Genomic DNA, 21,373 nt, shown 5'->3' with positions numbered 1-21,373 from the left:
TGTCGCCCCCACTCCGCTCGCCCCGGGGAAGGCCGGGATCCAGATCCCGCACGGACAATATGGCTGGGGGCCCTCGGCGACCGTCGAATCCGCTTCTGTGCCCTTCCATCTGGGCCCCGGCGTTCGCCGGGGTGAGCGGGAAACAGGCGAGCCGCGAGGGTCGCCTAGAATGTGAATCCGGGCTGCGGCTCGAAGCCCGCAAGGATCGGCGACGTGGCGTCGAACAGCACCCGGCGGCCGACCCCGTCCTCGGCGCGGACGTACATCACCGCACGGCCAGCCGGGCCTTCCTGCTCGACCAGGGCCAGGCGGCCAGCGGGGGCCAGGGCGTCGATCCAGGCCTGGGGCGCGCGCGGCACGGCGCCTTCCACCACGACGATGTCGAAGGTCCCGCCCGGCAAGGCGGTCAGGTCCTCGCCGTCCACCCGGGTCACCTTCAGGCCCAGCGCCTCCAGCACCGCGCCGGCATAGGGGGCGGCGATGGCCAGGGCCCGCTCGCCCGTCTTGGCCTTCAGGGCCTGCAGCAGCTTGGAGACTTCGCGCGGGCGCAGCATGTAGCGGCCCGGCGCATATTCCACCGTCACGTCGGCATAGGCCGCATAAGCCTTGTCGGCCGGGACCAGCGTTTCCCGCGGCAGGGTGCGCATGACGTCGTGCAGGCGCACGTCGGTGACGTCGTTGATGCGGACCTGGCTCTCGACCATGTTGAGCCGGGCGGCGGCGAAATCGATGGCCATGATTCCTCGGGCGAAGGCGTTGGCGTGACTGCGGGGCGCTTATAGGTCCGCGGCCGCAGGCAACGCAATCCAGGCCATTAAGAGACATTGCCGCGGGCGGGCGGTTCTGTTAGCCATCCGCCTCCCTGGCGCGGCGCGCCGGCGGCGGCCTGGTGGCGGAGTGGTTACGCAGCGGACTGCAAATCCGTGCACCCCGGTTCGATTCCGGGCCAGGCCTCCAAACACTCCCGATACGAGCCCCCCGCACAAACCCACGCTTGTTAAGCTTTTGTGGCGCCGGCGACACGGCGATCTACAGACGTGATCGCGCCTCCCCGCAACCATTGATGCGCCCTCCCCCGGGGCGTACCACCGGCGCGCTAATCAAGCCTCCGCGCCTCCCCATCTCGCGCGGCGGGGATAATCCAGAGGGAGTTCCTATGCGTACCCAACACCTGCTTCGCAGCACGGCGTCGCTCGCCGTGCTGACGGCCATGGCCTGCGCGAGCGCCGCGCACGCCCAGGACGAGTCCCGCTACATCGAGGAGATCGTCGTCACCGCCCAGAAGCGCGAGCAGAGCCTGCAGGACGTGCCGATCGTGGTGACGGCCGTCAGCGGCCAGCTGCTGCAGGACACCGGCGTGCGGGACATCAAGGACCTCACCGTCCTGACCCCCGGCCTGCTGGTCACCTCCACCTCGAACGAATCGGTCACGACCGCGCGGGTGCGCGGCGTCGGCACGGTCGGCGACAACCCTGGCCTCGAATCCTCCGTCGGCGTGGTGATCGACGGCGTCTACCGCCCCCGCAACGGCGTCGGCTTCGGCGACCTGGGCGAGATGGAGCGGATCGAAGTGCTGAAGGGCCCGCAAGGCACCCTGTTCGGCAAGAACACCTCGGCCGGCGTCATCAACATCATCACCCAGGCCCCCAGCCTGACCTTCGGCGCGACCTCGGAGGCCACCGTCGGCAACTATGGCGCGGTCGGGTTCTCGCAGTCGGTGACGGGTCCGATCACCGACAACCTCGCCGGCCGCATCTACGCGGCGGTGCGCAAGCGCGACGGCTTCCAGGACGTGGAGACCGGCGGCGTCACCGCCACCCGCGGCGAACGTGAGGACAACAACCAGGACTACTACACCATCCGCGGCCAGCTGCTGTGGGCGCCGACCGCCGGCTTCGACGTCCGGGTGATCGGCGACTACACCGAGCGCGACGAGTACTGCTGCGCCGCGGTGCAGCTGGTGAACGGCCCGTTCTCGGGCATCGTCCGCGCGCTCTCGCCGGGAGCCGGCGTCATCGGCACGCCCGATCCGGATAGCCGCCGCACCTTCTCCAACCGCGGCACCGAACAATATGTCGAGGACAAGGGCCTGTCGGTCGAAGCCAACTGGGACACCCCCTGGCTCGGCGGCACCACCCTGACCTCGGTCACCGCCGCGCGGAACTGGCGCACGGTGAACGGCCAGGACTCCGACTTCACCAGCGCCGACATCCTCTATCGCGACGCCGACGGCTCGTTCATGCGCGAGTTCGAGCAGTTCAGCCAGGAACTGCGCCTGGCCGGCGAGACCGAGCGGCTGTCGTGGCTCGTCGGCGCCTTCTACGCCCGCGAGCTGCTGCGCAGCCGCGACACGCTGAACATCGGCACACAGATGCAGCCGTACCTCACCGCCCTGTTCGGCGCGCTGGGCGTCAACGGCGTGGTCCCGGCCTACGTCCCTGGCCCCGGCCAGAGCGACTTCCACAAGCAGACCTCGGACACCTGGGCGCTGTTCACCAACAACAGCCTGCGCATCACCGACAAGCTCGAGCTGACCGTCGGCCTGCGCTACACTTCCGAGGAGAAGGACCTCGCCACCGCCTACCGGAACCTGACCGGCGGGATCGGCGGCGCCGGCCCCAACCCCTGCTCGCCCGCGGCCCTGGGCGCGGTGCTGGCCAATCCGGCGGTGATCGCAGGCGGCGGCGCCAACTCCACCGCCTTCCGCCTCTATGCGGGCTATGTCTGCGCGGCCGGCGGCGACCGGGCGTTCAACAGCCTCTACAACACCCAGTCGCGCAGCGAGGAGGAGTTCAGCGGCACCGCCAAGATCTCCTACCGCTTCGACAACGGGATCATGGCCTACGCCTCCTACGCGCGGGGCTACAAGGCCGGCGGCTTCAACCTCGACCGGTCCCGGATCACCTTCGGCCAACCGAACCTCGACACCAGCTTCCCGGCCGAGTTCGTCAACAGCTACGAGCTGGGCGTGAAGTCCCGCCTGTTCGACCGCTCGCTGATCCTGAACGCCACCGCGTTCCATCAGGAGTACGAGAACTTCCAGCTCAACACCTTCACGGGCGTCGCCTTCGTCGTCCTGTCGGTGCCGGAAGTGAAGTCGACCGGCGTCGACGCCGACTTCATCTGGTTCTCGCCCATCGAGGGCTTCCGGATGCAGGGCGGCGTGACCTACGCCATCACCGAGTACGGCTCGGATCGTCCGGACCTCCCGGCCTTCGACCTGCCGGGCTCGGCCCGCACGCCGGCCGGCGGCGGCTCCTGGCGCCTGCCGGGTTCGCGCATGAGCTTCGCGCCCATGTGGTCGGCCTCGCTGTCGGGCACCTATGAGCGGGACATCGGCGAGAACATGCTGTTCCGCGCTAACGCCGGGGCCAAGTACACCTCGGCCTATAACACCGGCTCGGACCTCGCGCCGCAGAAGCGCCAGGGCGACCTGACCCTGTTCAACGCCCGGATCGGCCTCGGCGACGCGGACGAGCGCTGGATGTTCGAGCTGTGGGGCAACAACCTGACCGACGAGACCTACCTGCAGGTCGCGTTCGACGGCACCTTCCAGCCGAACCAGGTGAACGCCTTCCTCGGCGCCCCGCGCACCTTCGGCGCCACCCTGCGCTTCAAGTACTAAGGACCTCGGCGGTCACCCGCCGGATGTCGAAGCGGCCCGGAGCGATCCGGGCCGCTTTTGTTTTTGGGGCTGGCAGAAATCGGGGGGTCTTTGACATGGCCCCCGCCGCCGCACGATCCGATACTGCGTTGCGGGGGCCATGGAGCCCAAAAGATGCGCGACAAGAATTCCGCGATCCCCGACATCGTCGATCGAGCCGCCTTCCAGAGCGCAGTCGACGCCCTGCGCCTTCGCGAAAAGGCCCACACCAGGGAGGGCGACGCGATCGCCGCCGCCCGCCGGCGCCTTCCGATGGTCCAGGTCGATGGTTCCACGCCCCTGATCGGGTCTGGCGGCGCCGCCACCCTGCTCGACGCGTTCGAGGGCCGCAGCCTGCTGATCGCCTACTATTTCATGTGGTACCAGGGCCGGCCGGCGGCGCAGCAATGCGAGGGATGCACGTTCTTCACCGCGCAGGTTCGCGAGCTTTCCACTCTGCATGCCAAGGACGTCACCTATGCGACGTTCTGCCAGGGCCCGTACGAGGAAAGCGCCCGGTATCGCGACTTCATGGGGTGGGAGCTGCCCTGGTACGCCGTCCCGGACACCTCCCTTGAGGCTCTCCTGGCGGGGCGGCCGGCGCGCACGATGTACCTCATCTGCTATCTGCGACGGGGATCGGACGTCTTCGAAACCTATTGGACGACGCGCCGCGGCGTCGAAGCCATGGACAACAACTACCGGCTTCTCGACCTGACCCTCTACGGCCGCCAGCAGGACTGGGAGGACTCGCCGCCCGGATGGCCGCAGGTTCCGGAAGGAATGACCACCGATGGACGCCCTACCGCTCAGTGGCCTCGTTTGAAGGCCGGGTGCTCGGACGATCTCGGCGGCGCCGGGCGGTAGGAGACCTCGGGGGTCTCGGGCCTGCCGACAGCTCCCCGGAGAGGGGCATCCGGATTCTAGGTCTTTCGAGTGGCGGGCGGCGCCGGCGTATCGAAGGTGCTCATCGTATCGGCAGGCCCCAAGACGGATCGGACCCTTGGCGCCGAAACACAGAATCTACGCGACCAGCTTCGCCGGCGTCTATCCGCACTAGTCGCCAAGGCCGAGCGGAAGGGGCGCACCAAGGCCGAGGTCGACGAGATCGTTCGCGGGCTCACGGGCTTCAGCGACGAGGCGTTCGCCGCCCAGCTTGAAGGAGTCGGTCTTCGTGACCTTCTTTGCCGAGGCGCCGAGGGAAAGGCGATGGAGAAAATCCTGCGAGGCTAGAGGGGGCTTCGCCAAGGCTGGTCCGCGACCAGGCGGGCCTATCCAGCCTGCCCTGCCCCGGCCTCCCGCTCGATCCGCACGGGGATGCTCTTGACCGCCGGGGTCTTGCTCTCGCGGGCGTGGTGCCAGATCGGCGCCAGGACGTTGCACTCCGGATAGTCGGCGCCGAGGCAGCCCTCGGGAATGTCGTAGGCGGTGACACGCAGGCCCGGCTGGGTGCGCGCGAGACCGTCGTTGCTGACGGTGCTCAAGCCCACCACGTCCCCTTCCGCCAGGCCGAGCCTGGCCATGTCCCGCCGATTCATCAGCACCACGTCGCGGGTGCCGAGCACGCCACGGAACCGGTCGTCGTAGCCATAGACCGTGGTGTTGAACTGGTCGTTCGACCTTAGGGTCATCAGCCGGAACACCTCGGCCCCGTCCTCGAACCCCGTGGCCGACAGGGCCGGCGGGAGCAGGAAGTTCGCCTTGCCACCCGGCGCTTCGCCGAAGTCCCGCTCGCGCGCCTTGTTCCCACGGTGAAAGCCGCCCGGCTTGCGGAAGCGGGCCTCGAAATTCCGGAACCACTGCGGATAGGTCGCCTCGATGGCGTCGCGGACGCGGCTGTAGTCCGCCACCCATCCGGTCCAATCGACCCGCGGATTAGGCGGCAGCAAGGCCTGGGCGATCCCGGCGACGATGGCGGGTTCGGACTTCAGGTTCGGGCTGGCCGGCGGCCGCTCGCCGTCGGAGGCGTGGATGCAGCTGGTGGAATCCTCCATGGAGACGGTCTGGGGGCCTGAGGCCTGCAGGTCGCGCTCGATCCGGCTGAGGCACGGCAGCAGATAGGCGCGCTTGCCTTTCACAAGGTGGCTGCGGTTGAGCTTGGTGGCGACCTGCACCGTCAGCTCCAGCCCGCGCCAGGCCGCCTCCACCCGCGGCCCGTCGGGCGCGGCGCGCAGGAAGTTGCCGCCCAGCCCGATAAAGGCGCGCACCTTGCCGTTCAGCACGCCTTCGCAGACATCGACCGTGCTCATCCCCTCCTCGCGGGGCGGCTCGAATCCGTAGAGCTCCTTCAGCCGATCGAGCGGCGCCAGTTCCGGCTTCTCGGTGATCCCCACCGTCCGCTGCCCCTGGACGTTGGAATGGCCTCGGACCGGACAAAGGCCCGCCCCAGGCCGCCCGACATTGCCCTTCAGCAGCATCAGGTTGCAGACCATGTTGACGTTGGAGACCCCGAACCGGTGCTGGGTCAGGCCCATGCCGTAGATCCCGATGGCGGCCTTGCTTTCGGCATAGGTCTCCGCCGCCATGGCCAGGTGCGCCTGGGTGAGGCCCGACTCCCGCTCGATCTCCGACCACGAGGTCCCACGGCAGAAGGCGGCGAATTCCGGAAAGCCGCGGGTGTGCTCGGCGATGAAGTCGATATCCAGCACCGGCGGGTCGCCGCACGCCCTGGCCTTGTCGTCGGCCTCGATCAGCCATTTGCAGAGGCCGGTGATCGCCGCGATGTCCCCGCCGGCCTTGACCTGGTGGTACTGGGTGGCGATCCGCGTCTCCCGCTGGCTCAGCATCTGGAACGGCGCCTGGGGATTGACGAAGCTCTCCAGCCCCCGCTCGCGCAAGGGGTTGAAGACGATGATCGGCACGTTGCGCCGCGCCGCCTGCTGCAGCTGATGCAGCATCCTGGGGCTATTGGAGCCGACGTTCTGACCGAAGAACAGGATGCAGTCGGTCTTCTCGAAGTCCTCCAGCGTGACCGTGCCGACCGGCGCCCCGATGGACTGCTTCAGGCCCACGGAGGTCGACTCATGGCACATGTTGGAGCTGTCGGGCAGGTTCTGGCTGCCGTACATGCGCGCCAGCAGGGCGTACATGTAGGAGGTCTCCAGCGAGGCCCGCCCCGAGCAGTAGAAGACCGCCGACATCGGATCGACCCCGCGCAAGGCCTCGGCGATCCCGCGGAACGCCTCGTCCCAGTCGCAGGGAACGTAGTGGTCGCTGGCCGCATCGTAGCGCATCGGGTCGGTCAGGCGGCCGCTCTGCTCCAGATCGTAGTCGCTCCAGTCCAGAAGCTCCGAAAGCGTGTGCCTGGCGAAGAAGTCCGGCGTCGCCCGCCGGGGCGTCAGGTCCCAGATGGTCGCCTTGGCGCCGTTCTCACAGAACTCGGCCGGATGCGGCTCGGCGGGCTTGGCCCAGGCGCAGCTGACGCACATGAAACCCCGCGGCTTGTTCTGCCGGGCGAGTTGGTCGAGAGGCGCGTCGCCTGAGCGCCGCATGACCTTGGCCATGCCCTGGAGCGAACCCCAGCCTCCGGCGGGGCCCTTGTAGCGTCCGATTTTCACCCTGCCGACGGTGCGCGGCCTGGAACGGCTCATGACCCCTCCGCGTAGAACTTGAGCGTGAGGGTCTAACGGGCGGCGGCCCGCAAGGTTCGGGTGAGCGGAAGATGATGCAGATCGAAGCCGGCCGCGAGCCGCAGTCGACCGGAGCCGGAGCCGCAGCCGTGGCGGCCCTGCGGGTGCGCAAGGGCCGCGCGGCCCTGGACCGGCGGGCGGTGCCGCAGGAGGCCGCAGTGGCGCTGGTCCACGACGCCTCGACCACGGCGGTGATGATGGCCACGCCCGCCGACCTGGAGGATTTCGCCATAGGCTTCAGCCTGACTGAAGGCGTGATCGAGAGCCTGGACGACATCCTCGATCTCGATGTGGTCGAGCGCGCCGACGGCTGGGAGGCGCGCATCTGGCTCGCCGCCCGGCGCTCGGCCGCCCTGACGGCGCGACGCCGGCGGTTGGCCGGGCCGACGGGCTGCGGGCTCTGCGGGGTGGAAAGCCTGGCCGAAGCCGCCCGCGCGGCCCGGCCGGCGCCTCCCGGCGGCGAGGCCTCGGCCGCCGACGTCCAGGCGGCCTTGAGCGACTTGACGGCGGCCCAGGCGCTCGGCGCGGTCACCCGCGCCGTCCACGCGGCCGGCTGGTGGTCGCCGGGCGAGGGCTATGTCTGCCTGCGGGAGGACGTGGGCCGCCACAACGCCCTGGACAAGCTGGCCGGCGCGCTGGCGCGGCGCGAGGCTGCGCGGCCCGAGGGCCTGCTGGTCCTCACCAGCCGGGTCTCGGTGGAGATGGTGCAGAAGGCTGCGGCCATGGGCGCCCCGATCCTGGTGGCGATCTCGGCCCCCACCTCCCTGGCCGTGCGGACCGCCGAGGCGGCGGGCGTCACGCTCGTCGCCGTGGCCCGCGACGACGGCTTCGAGGTGTTCTCCCACCCTGACCGCATCGTGGGACTTTAATCCCCCGGGACCAGAACCGCCGCGCCGGCGAAGGCGCCGCGGCGCAGATCGTCCAACGCCAGATTGGCCTCCTCCAGCCGATAGGTCGTGACGCTCGGCCGCACGCCGGCCCGCGCGGCCAGGGGCAGGTAGGCGCGGGCGTCGTCGCGGGTGAGGTTGGCCACCGACACCAGCCGCCGCTCCTCCCACAGGATGGAATAGGGAAAGGCCGGGATGTCGCTCATATGGATGCCGCCGCAGACCACCGCGCCGCCCTTGCGCACCGCCCGCAGCGCGGCGGGGACCAGATCGCCGACCGGCGCGAAGATGATGGCGGCGTCCAGCGGCTCGGGCGGCGCTTCGTGCGAACCGCCAGCCCAGCGGCAGCCGAGCTCGCGAGCCAGCGCCTGGGCGGGCTCGTCGTCCTTGCGGGTGAAGGCGTAGACCTCCTGCCCCGCCCAGCCCGCGAGCTGGGCCAGCAGGTGCGCGGCCGCGCCGAAACCATAAAGGCCGAGCCTGCGGACCGGCCGCCCCTCCTCCGCCTTACGCCAGCAGCGATAGCCGATCAGGCCCGCGCAGAGCAGCGGCGCGGCCTCGACATCCGACAGCCCTTCGGGGATGGGGAAGCAGAAGTCGGCGCGCGCCAGGATGACGTCGGCATAGCCGCCGTCGCGCGTCCAGCCGGTGAAGCCCGGCGCGTCGCAGAGGTTCTCCTGGCCTTCCAGGCAATAGCGGCAACGGCCGCAGGTCTCGCCCAGCCAGGGGACCCCTAGCCGGTCGCCAGGCGAGAGCCCCTCGACGCCGGGGCCGACCGCATCGACCACGCCCACCACCTCATGGCCAGGCGCGACAGGTGCGCGCCGCTGGGGCAGGTCGCCGTCCACCACGTGCAGATCGGTGCGGCAGACCCCGCAGGCGCAGACCCTCAGCCGCACCTCGCCCGGGCCGGGCTCCGGATCGGGGCGATGGTCGGGGCGCAAGGGCGCGCCCGGCGCGTCGAGCACCATGGCGAACATGGCGGCGGCTCCTGGGGACGTCGCCTTCGATCCTGGCCCCGTCCGCCGGCCGGGATCAATACATGGTCACGCCCACGGCGGCGGCGCCCGGCCGCCGGGTGTCGGCCGCGCCGTAGAACAGCCCGTCCTCGCCCAGCACGATGGACTGGGTGCTGCCGATGATCTGCGAGCGCTCCACCCGGTGCCCCTTGGCCTCCAGGGCCGGGACCAGGTCCTGAGGGACGGCGGTCTCGATCTGCATGGGGGCGTTGGGCCCCGACTGCGAGAACCTGGGCCGCTGCACCGCCTCGGCGACGTTCAGGCCGTAATCGATCACGTTCACCAGCACATGGACCATGGTCGACAGGATCGTCCCGCCGCCTGGCGTGCCGGTCACCAGCCAGGGCTTGCCGTCCTTGAAGACGATCACCGGCGAGATGGTCGACTGCGCCCGCTTGCCGGGTTCGGGCTTGTTGCCCAGGCTCTGGCCGCGCCCGCCCCAGTCGAAATTCCCCATCGAATTGTTGAGCAGGAAGCCCGTTCCCGGCGCGACCACGTGCGCGCCGAACGAAGCGCTGAGCGTATAGGTGTTGGAGACGACGTTGCCGTCCTTGTCGGCCACCGAATAGTGGGTGGTGTCGGGGCTTTCGTAGTCGTGCGGGTCGAGCGGCGGCAGGGCGGCGTCCAGCGTCCGGTCCATGGAGATCAGCTTGGCGCGCTCGGCGGCGAAGGCTTTGGACGCCAGGCCTGCGGCCGGCGTGCGCCATTGCGGCCCGCCGCCGGAATAGCGCCGGTCGAAGCTGGCGATCTTCAGGGCTTCGGCGATCAGGTGCATGCTCTGCGCCCCGCCCCAGGGATAGTCGGCCATGGGGAAGTGCTCGAGGATGTTCATCGCCTCGGCGACGCTGGAGGCGGCCGAGGTCGGCGGCATGTAGGCGATGCTGTAGCCGCGATAGGTGGACCAGATCGGCTCCAGCACATTGGCCTGGTATCCGGCCAGGTCCTCCAGCGACATGATCCCGCCGCCGGCCCGAACGCCGGCGACGACGCGCTCGGCCACCGGGCCGCGATAGAAGCCGTCGGCCCCGCGCCGCTGGATGTGCTTCAGCGTCCAGACCAGGTCGGGGTTCTTGAAGATCTCCCCGGGCCGGTAGGGCGAGCCGTCGGCCTTGAAATAGATCCGCCGCGCCTCCGCGTCGCGGCTCAGGACCTCCCGCCGCTCGGCCAGGGACTGCGCCTCGTCGTCGGTCATGACCATGCCCTTGGCGGCCAGGTCTATGGTGGGCTGGACGAGCTTGGCCCAAGGCAGCTTGCCGAAACGCCGGTGCGCCTCATAGAGGCCGGCCACCGTGCCGGGAACCGTCACGCCTCTGAACGACAGGCTGGCGTCCGGGCCACCGCCGCCGGAGGGGGGCAGCAGGTCGGGCGTGGTGGCGAGCGGCGCCTGGCCGTAATATTCGATTGCGGTCGTGGTCCGGCTCTTGGCGTCGTAGATCAGCATGTAGCCGCCGCCGCCGATATTGCCGGCCCGCGGCAAGGTCATGGTCTCGGCGAAGCCGACCGCCACGGCTGCGTCCACCGCATTGCCGCCCTGGCGCAGGATCTGGGCGCCGATCTCCGCGGCGAGCTTGCTCTGCGCAGTGACCATGCCGCCGCGGCCGATGGTCGGATGGTGGATCGAACCATAGCCGACCACGTCCCCGCCGCCGCCCAGCCGGGCGCCCGGCGCCTGGGCCAGGGCCGGCGCCTGCAGCCCCAGGGCGAGGACGCCGACGAGGAGGAGGCGCGACAGGCGCCCAAATGCGGTGCCGAACATCATGAACTCCGAAATCTCGAACCGGACCGCGAAATGGCTGCGGCGAAGCCTGATTGCCATGCGCCGACGGCGGCGCCCAGACCGCGGGTCAGTCGAGGCGCGCGGCCGGGGCCGGCGCCGCGCCTCTGCGCAACAGGCGCCTGGCTTCGTCGCGCAAGGGATGGCGCAAGACTTCGACCAGCACCGTCCAGGCGGCGACGCCGGCCAGAATCGCCAGCGCCACCTGGGCCGGCGGGACGGCCGGCGACCAGCCGTGGGCAAGCATCAGGCTAAGCGCCGGTCCCACGGCCGCCAGGGTCAGCAGCCCGCTGCGCAGATAGATCGCCAGGAAGTCGGCGGTGCGGGTCTCCGTCATCCGGCTGAGGTGCGGCCGATAGAGGATGAGCGAGAAGATCGCCTCGCCGATCCGGCTGGCCGCCGCGACGGTGAGGTTCACCAGGCAACCGAGGGTGAAGAGCACGAGGCCGAATCCTGTGCGCACCACCTCCAGCCGCGCCTGGCGGCCCGTCTCGCGGCTGACCACGAAGATCTCCCAGGTCTGGGTGATGGAGACCAGCACGATGGCGGCGAGCGCCATCATCGAAAGCGGCGCGGCGGCGGCGACCCACCGCTCGCCATAGACGATCTGGATCAGCGGCCCCGCCAGCACCGCAAGCCCCGCGAAGGCCGGCCAAAGCAGCGCCGTCAGCAGGTCCACGGTGCGGATATAGGCCTCGCGCAGGGACTGCCCCTCCTGCTTGCGCCGGGAAAAATCGACCAGCAGGACGCGGCCGATCACCATGTGGATGTTTTCCCACAGGAGGTTGTTCAGGGTCGAGGCGCGCCCATAGAGCCCGAGCGCCGCCAGGCCGAGGGTCTGGCCCAGGATCAGTTCGGTCAGCCGGCCCGCCGCGGCGTTGACGCCGGAGATGGCCAGCATGTGGGTCGCGAACTGCAGGATCCGTCGCCACTCCGCCAGCCGCAGCCGGAAGCTGACGAACTGGCGGCCCACGAGGTTCATGGCCGTCAGGCTGACCATCGCGCCTGCAAGCGAGCCGTAGGCCATGCTGAGATAGCTGTAGCCCGCGAAGGCCAGCGCCACGGTCAGCACGGTGGAGGTCAGGTGCCGCACCATGCCCACGGCCGCGATGGTGCGAAACCGCCCTTCCCGCTCCAGCCGGGCCGCGGGCAGGAACTCCAGCGCCCCGATCAGCGGCAGGAGGGTGAGGATCAGCAGCACGTCGCGCACGCCCGGCTCGCGCAGCAGAGCCGCGCCCGCCACGGCCAGGCCGAGGATCGCCGCCGACAGCGCCGCAGCCACGCCGGCGTTGACGGTGAAGACCGTCGCGGCGGTCGCCTCGGACAGGTCCGGCTCCCGCACCACGAAGGAACGCAAGCCGGTGGCCTGGACGATCCCCAACAGGCCCACCACCGCCATGGCGATGGCGTAGACGCCCATTTCGTAAGGCGTGAGCAGGCGCGCCAGAATCACCGAGCCGGCGAACTGCAGAACGAAGAAGCTGCCCTGGGCGATGCTCATCCAGGCCAGGGCTCTGCGCGTGGCCACCACGGTCTCCGTCGGGTCGTTCGGCTCTGCCTGCTAGCCCTCGTTTGCCAGCAACCGCAGCGGCGGTCGAGCCGCAACCCCTTCCGAATCGCGGCGATCTGCATAGATCGCGCGGGAGGAGCCGCCATGATCCAGACCACGCGCATCCGCCTGCGAAGCCGCGAGCCGATCCGAAAAGGGGGCCGCTATGTGCTTTACTGGATGCAGCAGTCGCAGAGGACGCGGTTCAACCCGTCCCTGGAGCTGGCGATCTCCGAGGCCAATGCGCTCGGCCTGCCGGTGCTTGCGGCCTTCGGCCTGACGGACGGCTTTCCGGAGGCGAACGCACGCCACTACCATTTCATGCTCCAGGGCCTTGTGCAGGCGGCGCGAAATCTTGCGCAACGCGGCGTGGGATTCGCCGTCCGACGGGGCTCTCCCGAAGCCGTGGCGCTGGAGCTGTCGCAGGACGCGGCCCTGGTGGTCTGCGACCGCGGCTATCTGCGGATCCAGCGCGCCTGGCGCAAAACCCTCGCCCAGGCGATCGGCTGCCGCCTGCTGCAGGTCGAGGGCGACGTGGTGGTCCCGGTGGAGACCGCTTCGCCCAAGCACGAATACGCCGCGCGCACCTTGCGCCCCAAGCTGCATCGCCTGTGGGAGGACTATGTCCAGCCGCTCGAGCCCATCGCGCCCGAACGCCGCGCCGGCGAAGATCTCCCGCGCGGGGACGTGGACCTGGACGATCTGGACGCCGCGCTCGCCGCGCTCGATGTCGACCGGTCGGTTCGCCCGGTCCGCCGGTTCCGGGGCGGAGAAGACGAGGCTCAGCGGCGTCTCGACGCCTTCCTCGCCGATGGCCTGACCCGCTACGCCGAGGATCGAGGGCGGCCGGAGGCGCACGCCGCGTCGCAGCTGAGTCCCTACCTGCACTTCGGCCAGATCTCGCCGGTCGACATCGCGCTGCGGGTCAGGGCGGCGGCAGCCGCAGGAAGCGCCGACAGGGCGGCCTACCTGGAGGAGCTGATCGTGAGGCGCGAACTGGCCATGAACCACGCGCTCTACGAACCCCAGTACGACCGTTACGACTGCCTTCCCGAGTGGGCGCGGGCGACCCTGGCCGCTCAAGGCGACGCGCCGCGGCCGCATCTCTACGACCTGGAGACGCTGGAGGCGGGCCGCACGCACGACCGCTACTGGAACGCCGCTCAGCTTGAGATGCGGGCCACCGGCTATATGCACAACCGCCTGCGCATGTACTGGGGCAAGAAGATCCTGGAATGGTCGCCGAGCCCGGAGGAGGCCTGGCGGCGGATCCTCCATCTCAACAACCGGTACTTCCTCGACGGGCGCGACCCGAATTCCTACGCCAATGTCGGCTGGATCTTCGGCCTGCACGACCGGCCCTGGGGGCCGCGGCCGGTGTTCGGCACGGTGCGGTCGATGGGGGCCAACAGCCTGAAGAGCTTCGACGCTGAAGCCTATGTCGCCGAGGTCGAGAGGCTGGCTGCGGCCGAGGGGTGAAGCTCGCGCAACAGCGCCCGCACCGGCGCGGCGTCGGCGTTGGCGAGCTTCAGCGGCGGGGCGATGAGCTCGTAGAGGCCCTCCGGTATCCCGTCCAGAACCAGCCCTTCCAGGATCGCCATGCGGTGGCGGCGCACGGCCTTGTGGCTGACCAGGTCCTTGGCGGTCTCAGGATCGAGCGAGGGCGAGTCCAGGCCGATGAGCACGACGCCCCGCGCGCCCAGCTCGTCGATCAGCTCCGGCGAGGGTGTGGCGAAATCCGATCGCCAGGCCTCGTGGGGGAAGCGCTCATAGGTGCGCAGGAGGACGCGGCGCACGCCGTCGGCCAGGCGGCCTTCGATCTCGGCCCAGGCGATCCGCTCGGCCGCAGGCCGCACCTCGATCAGCTGCGCCGGCCCGAGATAGGGCGACAGCGGCGCCGAACCGATCGGCTCGCCGGCCGGATCGTAATGAAGCGGCGCGTCGGCATGCGCCCCGCTGTGGGTGGAGAGCACGATGCGGCTGACATTGACCGGGCAGGCCTCGTCCAGATGCCAGGTGCGCGCCTCCTCGTAGGGGGTGTCCCCCGGCCAGACCGGCAGGCCGGGCCGCAGGGGCTGGCTGATGTCCCAGATCCGGCGGCCGAGTTCGTCGCGCTCGCTCATAGGTCAGTCCGCACCTTGTAGAGCTCTGGAAAGAACGAGCCCTGCAGCGCCCGCGCCAGATAGGCCGCGCCCGAACTGCCGCCGGTGCCCGCCTTGAAGCCGATGATCCGCTCGACGGTCTTCAGATGGGCGAAGCGCCATTGCTGGAACCGGAACTCCAGATCCACCAGCTTCTCGGCCAGTTCGTAGAGGTCCCAGTGGCGTTCGGGGTCGCGATAGACCTCCAGCCAGGCGGCCTCCACCGCCGGATGCTCGGCCCGCCTGACGCGCCAGTCGCGCTCGACCGCATCTGCCGGCAGGGCGAAGCCGCGGCGAGCCAGCAGGCGGACGCATTCGTCGTAGAGGCTGGGCTCGGCCAGGGCCTCGGCGAGGCCGGCGTGAAAGGGCGTCCCCTCATGCACGCGCAGCATGGCCGCGTCCTTGGCCCCGAGGAGGAACTCCAACGCCCGGTACTGATGCGACTGGAACCCCGAGCTCTGCCCCAGATGCGGCCGGAAGGCGTGGTAATCCGAAGGGGTCATGGTGCCCAGCACGTCCCACGACTGGATGAGCTGGCCCTGGATGCGGCTGACCCTCGCAATGGCCTTGAAGGCCGGTCCCAGATCATCTTCGGCGATCCAGGCGCGGGCGGCGCGCAGCTCGTGCAGCGACAGCTTCAGCCACAGCTCGGAGGCCTGGTGGATGACGATGAACAAGAGCTCGTCATGCTCGCCCGACAACGGCTTCTGGGCGGAAAGCAGAACGCCCAGGCCCAGATAGTCGCCATAGCTCATGTCCGGCGGCGTATGCAGCTTCTCGCTCATGTTACGGCGGCCACCTCGTTGAAGCGCGGTTCGCGCCACTCCTCACGAACCATCACCGCGGCCAGATGCTCGACCGCGTCCCAGACGTCCACATAGCGCACGTAAAGCGGCGCGAAACCGAATCTAAGCACGTCGGGAGCGCGGAAATCGCCGATGACACCGCGGGCAATCAGCGCCTGGACGATGGCGTAGCCATTTGGGTGCGTGAGCGAAACCTGGCTCCCACGCTGCGCCGAAGCCCGCGGACAGGCCAGGCCGAACGGCAGGCGCCGCCGCTCCATCAGCTCGAGGAAAAGATCTCCGAGTTTCATGGACTTGGCGCGAAGATCGCAGAGATCCACTCCGGAAAACGCCTCCAGCGCCGCCTCCAAGGCGGTGAGGCCGAGCACCGACGGCGTGCCGCAAAGCGTGCGCAGGACCCCCGGCGCCGGCCGGTAGTCGTCGGAGAAGGCGAAGGGCGCGGCATGGCCCATCCAGCCCGAAAGCGGCGTCTGAAATTCCGCTTGCAAGCGCCTGCTTACAAACAGAAAAGCTGGCGCGCCCGGCCCGCCGTTCAGATACTTGTACCCGCACCCCACCGCCAGATCGGCGCCGCACCCCGCCAGATTCACCTCCAAAGCCCCGGCCGAGTGGCTGAGGTCCCAGAGCGTCAAGGCGCCGGCCGCGTGGGCCTTCGCCGTCAGGGCGGCCATGTCGTGGACGGCGCCGGACTTGTAGTGGACGTGGGTGAGCAGCAGGAGAGCGACGTCCTCGTCAAGGGCGGAGGGCAGGTCGGCGGGCGCGACCACCCGCAGCTCCACGTCCGGCAGGAAGTCGCGCAAGCCCTGGAGGATATAGAGGTCGGTGGGGAAGTTGCCTGGCTCGGTGACGATGACGCGGCGGCCGGGACGCAGCTTCAGGGCGCCGGCCGCCAGCTTGAAGAGATTGACCGAGGTGGAGTCGGCGGCGATCACCTCGTCGGCCCCGGCGCCGATCAGCGGGGCGATCTTCGCGCCCACGCGGGCCGGCAGGTCGATCCAGCCGGCGGTGTTCCAGCTCTTGATGAGGTCGCGCCCCCATTCGACGGTCACGGCGGCGTCGAGCCTGGCCTTCACCGCCCGCGGCAGGGCGCCCAGGGAATTGCCGTCGAGATAGATCACGCCTTCCGGGAGGTCGAACAGGGCGCGGCGGTCCGCAAGGGGATCGGCGCGGTCCAGCGCCTCGCAGGCCTCGCGGCTGAGGGTCATCGGCGACCTTCGTAGGCGTAGTTGGGCTGGTCTATGGCGATACGCTCCAGCGCCGTCGCCTTCAGGGCCGCCAGAAGGCCGGGCGTCGCGGCGTCCATGCGGCCGTCGCGCAGGGCTTCGCACAGTTCGGCGTTCAGGGCCTCGAAGCCGCCGTCATGGCCCAGAAGTTCGGCGAAGCGCGCGCGGGCCGCAGCCTCGGCGGCAGGCCCATGGACCAGCTCACGCCCGACCACGCCCAACACGTTCACCGCCACGCGGGCCAGGAAAGCGTTGCGGGGGTCGAGCGAGGGCCGGACGCTGTCGATCCAGCCGGCGACGGCCTCGGCCAGTTCCTCGGTGCGCGGATGGGTGATCACAGGCCAGCCTCCATCAGGGCGATCAGGTCGATCTCGGTTTCCGAAACGCGCCGGCCGATCATCGGCCGCTCCACGGAGGTCTCGGCGCCGGACGCATAGCTTGTGTACATCATCAGGCACATCACGCCCCATTTCAGCGAGCCGAGCGCCTGCCAGGTCCGCAGGCGGCGCAAGGGGATCTCCACGCCCCCGGCGGCGGCGTAGCCCTCCAGCAGGTCTTCGTACCCGCCGAACCCGCCCACCGGACGGTCGTTGCGCCCGAAGCGCCAGGAGTTCACGCAGATCCACGACAGATCCTCGGCCGGGTCGCCGCGATGGGCGAGCTCCCAGTCGAGCACGGCGACGACGCCCGCCTCCGGATCGACGATCAGGTTCCCATTGCGGAAGTCGCCGTGCAGGAGCACCGGGGCGATCGGCTCCGGCGCCTTGGTCTTCAGGTGCTGGAAGGCCAGTTCCAGGATCGGCCGCTCGGCGCCCGACGCGCGATAGACCGCCTCGTATCGCGCCAGCTCCTCCAGAAAATCGACGCTCTTCAGGGGCGCCTCGCACTTGGCCGCATGGATGCGGGCCAGGATCTCGCCGCACTGGCGCGCGAGCCGGGGACGCACGGCCTCGAACTTGGAATCGGCGACGATCTTGCGGCCGAGGGTCTCGCCGGCGATGCGGCCGGTGATGTGGGCTTCGCCCAGGCCGTCTTCGGGCCCTGCGAGATGCACCACCGGCGGCACGGGCGCGCCGGCCGCCGCCGCCGCGCGGATCAGGGCCGCTTCGGTCGCGATGGTGACCGACCGCGAGTCCTCGGCGGCCGCAGCGTTGGGACGCCGGCGCAGGATCATTTCCCGCCGTCCTCCGGCCCCGCCTTCGAGGGCGAAAGCCCAGGTCTCGGCGCTGGCGCCGCCGGACAGGCGCTGGAGGTCGGCCACCTGCGCGCCCGCCCCGCCCAGCCGGGGGGCGAGGCGCGAAAGCGCCTCTGCGATCTCGTTTGCCATGACGCCGCGGAACCCTGAAATGCTTATGGAAAATACGATCTGCCGCGTCGCCGGCCGGCTTGTAAACCGTCAATCGAACGGCCGATTTGGGAGGACACAGCCTTGGACTTCAGCCTGCCTGCGCACCTGGAAGCCTATCTCGCCGAGCTCGACGCCTTCATCGAGGCCGAGATCAAGCCGCTCGAACAGGCCGACGACAACATGCGCTTCTTCGACCACCGGCGCGAATACGCCCGCACCGACTGGGACGCCGGCGGCCTGCCCAAGAAGGAATGGGAGGAGTTGCTGGCCGAGGCGCGCCGCCGGGCCGACGCGGCCGGCCACCTCCGCTATGCCTGGCCCAAGGAGATGGGCGGCAAGGGCGGCTCGAACCTCGACATGGCGGTGATCCGCGAGCACCTGGCCGCCAAGGGCCTGGGCCTGCACAACGACCTGCAGAACGAGCATTCCATCGTCGGCAACAACCCCTTCATCCTGATGTTCAAGGAGTTCGCGACCAACGCCCAGTACGAGCGCGACTCCGAGAAGCTGCTGTCGGGCAAGATGCGGACCATCTTCGGCCTGACCGAGCCGAACCACGGCTCCGACGCCACCCACATGGAGACCCGGGCCGTCCGGCAGGACCGCGACGGCCAGCCCGGCTGGCTGATCAACGGCGAGAAGATGTGGTCGACCGGCATGCACGTGGCCACCCACTGCATGGTCTTCGCCCGCACCAGCGGCGAGGACGGCGACGCCCACGGCATCACCTGCTTCATCGTGCCCGCCGACGCGCCGGGGGTGAAAGTCGAGGAGTGGCTCTGGACCTTCAACATGCCGACCGACCACCCGCGGGTCAGCTTCACCGACGTCTGGGTGCCGGAGGACAGCTACTGGGGCCAGATCGACCGCGGGCTGGGGCTCGGCCAGAGCTTCGTGCACCAGAACCGCATCCGCCAGGCGGCCTCGTCCCTGGGCGCGGCGGTCTTCTGCATCGAGGAGAGCGTCAAGTACGCCCGCCAGCGCAAGCCGTTCGGCAAGGCCCTGGCCGAGAACCAGGCCATCCAGTGGCCGCTGGTGGAGCTGGCGACCCAGGCCGAGATGCTGCGTCTCCTGATCCGCAAGACCGCCTGGGAGATGGATCGGATGGAGCACAAGGAGATCGAGCGGCAGATCTCCGACAAGGTCTCCATGTGCAATTACTGGGCGAACCGCCTGGTCTGCGAGGCGGCCGACCGAGCCATGCAGGTGCACGGCGGCATCGGCTATTCCCGCCACAAGCCCTTCGAGCACATCTACCGCCACCACCGCCGCTACCGGATCACCGAGGGCTCGGAGGAGATCCAGATGCGCAAGGTCGCGGCTTTCCTGTTCGGCTACCTCGGGCCCAAGCGGGCGGCGTTCAAGGAACTGGCGGCGGCGGAGTAGGCGGCCAGCCTGCGCCGTGTTAGGCGCGGCCTCGGGGGGGCGCGCGCATGACCGTGGGACCTGCGGGCTCGACGCCCGAGCGGTGGCGCGCCCTTGTCGCCGTGAATCTCGCAGCGCTGATCTTCGGGGCCACGGCGCTCTTCGGAAAGATCGCCGCCTCGCCGCTGTGGATCGTGGCCGGCCGGGTGATGTTCGCCGCCGCGGCCCTCGCCCTGGTGGCGGCGCTCCGGCGGGTTTCCCTGAGGCTGGAGCGACGTGACGCGATCCGGGTCGCGCGCGCCGCCGCCCTCCTCGCCTTTCACTGGGCGACCTTCTTCGGATCCGTACAGGTGGCCGGCGTGGCGGTGGCCACGCTGACCGTGTCCACCTTTCCGCTGTTCACGATCCTGCTGCAGGCGGGGCTGCGCCGCCAATGGCCGAGCCTCTGGGAGCTGATCGCCGGGCTAGCCATTGTCGGCGCCGTGGCCCTGATCGCCGGCCCTGGCGTGAAGGTTGCGCCGAATGCTCAGACGGGAGCGTTGATCGGCTTGGCGTCGGCCGTTTCCTTCGCGGTCTTTTCGCTAACGACGCAAAATCTCGGGCGGCGACTCGCGCCTCTCGTTCTGTCGTTCTGGCAGTGCATCTTCGTGGCGTTGTTGCTGGCGCCCGCCCTGCCCTTCGTTCCCGGCTTTCAAGCCGCCTCAGACTGGCTCGCGATCGCCGCCCTGGGAATCATCGGAACCGCCCTCACCCACCAGCTCTTCCTCTTCGCCTTGGCCCGTCTGCCGGCAGCCGCCTGCGGGGCCGCGGTTTCCATGGAGCCGATATACGCCATCCTCCTCGCGGTTCTCCTGTTTGGCGACGCGTGGAGCCCGGCCATCCTTGTCGCGGCCGCGCTGATCGTCGGCGCCTCCTGGATCCTGCTGCGCGCGCCGAAGGTCGAGGCCGGAGCCCTGCACGCGGGTTGATAATCGGTCGACATTGTCGGATCCCCGCGTCTTGGCGCGTCCTAAGGACCCAAGCTGAGGAACCATCATGCAGCCCAACGCCACTGGCTACGCCGCAGTCGACGGTCTGAAGGTCTATTACGAGGTCCATGGCGGCTCGCCCACCGGCGGGCGGACGCCCCTGGTGCTGCTGCACGGCGGCATGATGGCCATCGACACCGCCTTCACCCGTGACCTGATCCCGCGCTTTTCCAAGACGCGCCCGGTGATCGCCATCGAGCAGCAGGGCCACGGCCACACCGGCGACCGGCCGGGGCCGTTCGCGGTCGAGCGGATGGTGGACGACACCGCGGGCGTGCTGAAGCATCTGGGCGTGCCGAGGGCGCACCTCTTCGGCCACAGCCTGGGCGGGATGATCGCCACCGGCATGGCGATCCGCCATCCGGACCTGACCGCCAGCGCGGCCGTCGTCTCGGCCTTCTATCGCCTGGACGGCATGCTGCCCGAACTGGTGAAGATGCAGACCGATCCGAACCATGTGCCTTCGCCCGAGATCGTCCCGCTGCTGCCCACCGAGCAGGATTTCGCGGCCTGGAAGGCGAACTTCGACCGGCACAATCCCGACCCGGCCAGCTTCGAGTCGGTCCTGGAACGGCTGAACGCCATGCTGGGCGGATGGACCGGCTGGACCGACGCGCAGCTCCGCGCGATCCGCAGCCCGGTCCTGATCGCCATCGGCGACAACGATTTCACCCGCATCGAGCACGCCGCCGACATGTACCGGCTGATCCCCGGCGCGAAGCTCGCCATCCTGCCGGACACCACCCACATGAACATCATCGAGCGCGGCGCCTGGCTGGAGCCGATGGTCGAGGCGCGGATCGCCGCGGCGGACGGTTAGGGCGGAGTCCTCCGACATCCTCTTCCTTTGGGAGAGGTGGCCCGCAAGGGCCGGTGAGGGCTCGCGGGCGAAGCCTGCGAGGGCGGCGGAGGCGCCAACACTTTCAAACGCAGCCGATTCTTGCGCCGCTTTGCGCCGCCCGCC

General features: G+C 69.7%; 18 protein-coding genes and 1 tRNA gene. 9 read left to right on the top strand and 10 right to left on the bottom strand.

The genetic code is table 11. The annotated features are described in order from the left end of the window. Window positions 1–164 precede the first annotated feature (164 nt). On the bottom strand, window positions 165–737 hold the full coding sequence (locus ACK41C_RS13940) for a protein-L-isoaspartate O-methyltransferase family protein (protein ID WP_409655432.1): 573 nt from the start codon (window positions 735–737) through the stop codon (window positions 165–167). Between the two features lie 146 nt (window positions 738–883). Between ACK41C_RS13940 and ACK41C_RS13935 the strand changes: the two genes are divergently transcribed. From ACK41C_RS13935 to ACK41C_RS13920, 4 genes are all read left to right on the top strand, one after another. Further along, a tRNA-Cys gene (locus ACK41C_RS13935) sits at window positions 884–957 on the top strand. 199 nt (window positions 958–1,156) lie between these two features. Beyond that, the gene (locus ACK41C_RS13930; RefSeq protein WP_409655429.1) at window positions 1,157–3,625 is read left to right on the top strand and encodes a TonB-dependent receptor; all 2,469 of its coding nucleotides are present in this window, start codon (window positions 1,157–1,159) and stop codon (window positions 3,623–3,625) included. Window positions 3,626–3,778: 153 nt separating this feature from the next. Continuing rightward, complete coding sequence (locus ACK41C_RS13925; protein ID WP_409655427.1) at window positions 3,779–4,510, top strand: DUF899 family protein; 732 nt, start codon at window positions 3,779–3,781, stop codon at window positions 4,508–4,510. A 69-nt stretch (window positions 4,511–4,579) separates the two neighbouring features. Further along, on the top strand, window positions 4,580–4,876 hold the full coding sequence (locus tag ACK41C_RS13920) for a DUF2200 family protein (RefSeq protein ID WP_409655424.1): 297 nt from the start codon (window positions 4,580–4,582) through the stop codon (window positions 4,874–4,876). 38 nt (window positions 4,877–4,914) lie between these two features. Here ACK41C_RS13920 and ACK41C_RS13915 read toward each other — a convergent pair whose 3' ends face one another. After that, the gene (locus tag ACK41C_RS13915) at window positions 4,915–7,233 is read right to left on the bottom strand and encodes an FdhF/YdeP family oxidoreductase (protein WP_409655421.1); all 2,319 of its coding nucleotides are present in this window, start codon (window positions 7,231–7,233) and stop codon (window positions 4,915–4,917) included. Between the two features lie 71 nt (window positions 7,234–7,304). Between ACK41C_RS13915 and fdhD the strand changes: the two genes are divergently transcribed. Next, window positions 7,305–8,141 carry a formate dehydrogenase accessory sulfurtransferase FdhD gene (gene fdhD, locus ACK41C_RS13910; protein ID WP_409655418.1) on the top strand — a complete coding sequence of 279 codons (837 nt, stop codon included), beginning with the start codon at window positions 7,305–7,307 and terminating at the stop codon, window positions 8,139–8,141. Here fdhD and ACK41C_RS13905 read toward each other — a convergent pair. Genes ACK41C_RS13905 through ACK41C_RS13895 form a run of 3 tightly spaced genes read right to left on the bottom strand, consistent with a single transcriptional unit; the run spans window position 8,138 to window position 12,477 of the window. Beyond that, window positions 8,138–9,136, bottom strand: a complete 999-nt coding sequence (locus ACK41C_RS13905; protein WP_409655415.1) for a zinc-dependent alcohol dehydrogenase family protein — start codon at window positions 9,134–9,136, stop codon at window positions 8,138–8,140. The two genes, fdhD and ACK41C_RS13905, sit on opposite strands and share 4 nt — an antisense overlap. A gap of 55 nt (window positions 9,137–9,191) precedes the next feature. Continuing rightward, window positions 9,192–10,991 carry a gamma-glutamyltransferase gene (ggt, locus tag ACK41C_RS13900; RefSeq protein ID WP_409655413.1) on the bottom strand — a complete coding sequence of 600 codons (1,800 nt, stop codon included), beginning with the start codon at window positions 10,989–10,991 and terminating at the stop codon, window positions 9,192–9,194. A gap of 28 nt (window positions 10,992–11,019) precedes the next feature. Beyond that, complete coding sequence (locus ACK41C_RS13895) at window positions 11,020–12,477, bottom strand: oligosaccharide flippase family protein (protein WP_409655410.1); 1,458 nt, start codon at window positions 12,475–12,477, stop codon at window positions 11,020–11,022. 126 nt (window positions 12,478–12,603) lie between these two features. Between ACK41C_RS13895 and ACK41C_RS13890 the strand changes: the two genes are divergently transcribed. Then, window positions 12,604–13,977 (top strand): deoxyribodipyrimidine photo-lyase, encoded by a 1,374-nt coding sequence (locus tag ACK41C_RS13890; RefSeq protein WP_409655407.1) that lies wholly within the window; start codon window positions 12,604–12,606, stop codon window positions 13,975–13,977. Here the strand turns inward: ACK41C_RS13890 and kynB are convergent. From kynB to ACK41C_RS13865, 5 genes are read right to left on the bottom strand one after another with little or no spacing between them, the layout of a single operon-like run. Then, window positions 13,935–14,621 carry an arylformamidase gene (kynB, locus tag ACK41C_RS13885; protein ID WP_409655404.1) on the bottom strand — a complete coding sequence of 229 codons (687 nt, stop codon included), beginning with the start codon at window positions 14,619–14,621 and terminating at the stop codon, window positions 13,935–13,937. The two genes, ACK41C_RS13890 and kynB, sit on opposite strands and share 43 nt — an antisense overlap. Next, window positions 14,618–15,424: a tryptophan 2,3-dioxygenase gene (kynA, locus tag ACK41C_RS13880; protein WP_409655402.1), complete on the bottom strand. Its 807-nt coding sequence runs from the start codon at window positions 15,422–15,424 to the stop codon at window positions 14,618–14,620. The genes kynB and kynA overlap by 4 nt, the downstream gene beginning before the upstream one ends. After that, window positions 15,421–16,650 carry a kynureninase gene (kynU, locus tag ACK41C_RS13875; RefSeq protein WP_409655400.1) on the bottom strand — a complete coding sequence of 410 codons (1,230 nt, stop codon included), beginning with the start codon at window positions 16,648–16,650 and terminating at the stop codon, window positions 15,421–15,423. Before kynU ends, kynA begins: the two co-directional genes overlap by 4 nt. Continuing rightward, window positions 16,647–17,006, bottom strand: coding sequence for a DUF6285 domain-containing protein (locus tag ACK41C_RS13870; RefSeq protein WP_409655397.1), 360 nt, complete (start codon window positions 17,004–17,006; stop codon window positions 16,647–16,649). Before ACK41C_RS13870 ends, kynU begins: the two co-directional genes overlap by 4 nt. Beyond that, complete coding sequence (locus ACK41C_RS13865) at window positions 17,003–17,995, bottom strand: phosphotransferase family protein (RefSeq protein ID WP_409655394.1); 993 nt, start codon at window positions 17,993–17,995, stop codon at window positions 17,003–17,005. The genes ACK41C_RS13870 and ACK41C_RS13865 overlap by 4 nt, the downstream gene beginning before the upstream one ends. A 102-nt stretch (window positions 17,996–18,097) precedes the next feature. Here ACK41C_RS13865 and ACK41C_RS13860 point away from each other — a divergent pair, with 102 nt between their 5' ends. The 3 genes from ACK41C_RS13860 to ACK41C_RS13850 all read left to right on the top strand — a co-directional run bounded on the left by ACK41C_RS13860 (window position 18,098) and on the right by ACK41C_RS13850 (window position 21,229). Then, window positions 18,098–19,402: an acyl-CoA dehydrogenase family protein gene (locus ACK41C_RS13860; protein WP_409655392.1), complete on the top strand. Its 1,305-nt coding sequence runs from the start codon at window positions 18,098–18,100 to the stop codon at window positions 19,400–19,402. A 47-nt stretch (window positions 19,403–19,449) separates the two neighbouring features. Then, entirely contained in the window at window positions 19,450–20,349 is a 900-nt protein-coding gene (locus ACK41C_RS13855) for a DMT family transporter (RefSeq protein WP_409655390.1), read from the top strand. A gap of 67 nt (window positions 20,350–20,416) precedes the next feature. Continuing rightward, window positions 20,417–21,229, top strand: coding sequence for an alpha/beta fold hydrolase (locus tag ACK41C_RS13850; RefSeq protein ID WP_409655387.1), 813 nt, complete (start codon window positions 20,417–20,419; stop codon window positions 21,227–21,229). The last annotated feature ends 144 nt before the right edge of the window (window positions 21,230–21,373 follow it).

The organism is Phenylobacterium sp., assembly GCF_046290725.1.
Taxonomy (GTDB): domain Bacteria; phylum Pseudomonadota; class Alphaproteobacteria; order Caulobacterales; family Caulobacteraceae; genus Phenylobacterium.
Note: the sequence above shows the minus strand (reverse complement) of the source record. Positions and strands in the feature narration are given on the sequence as shown.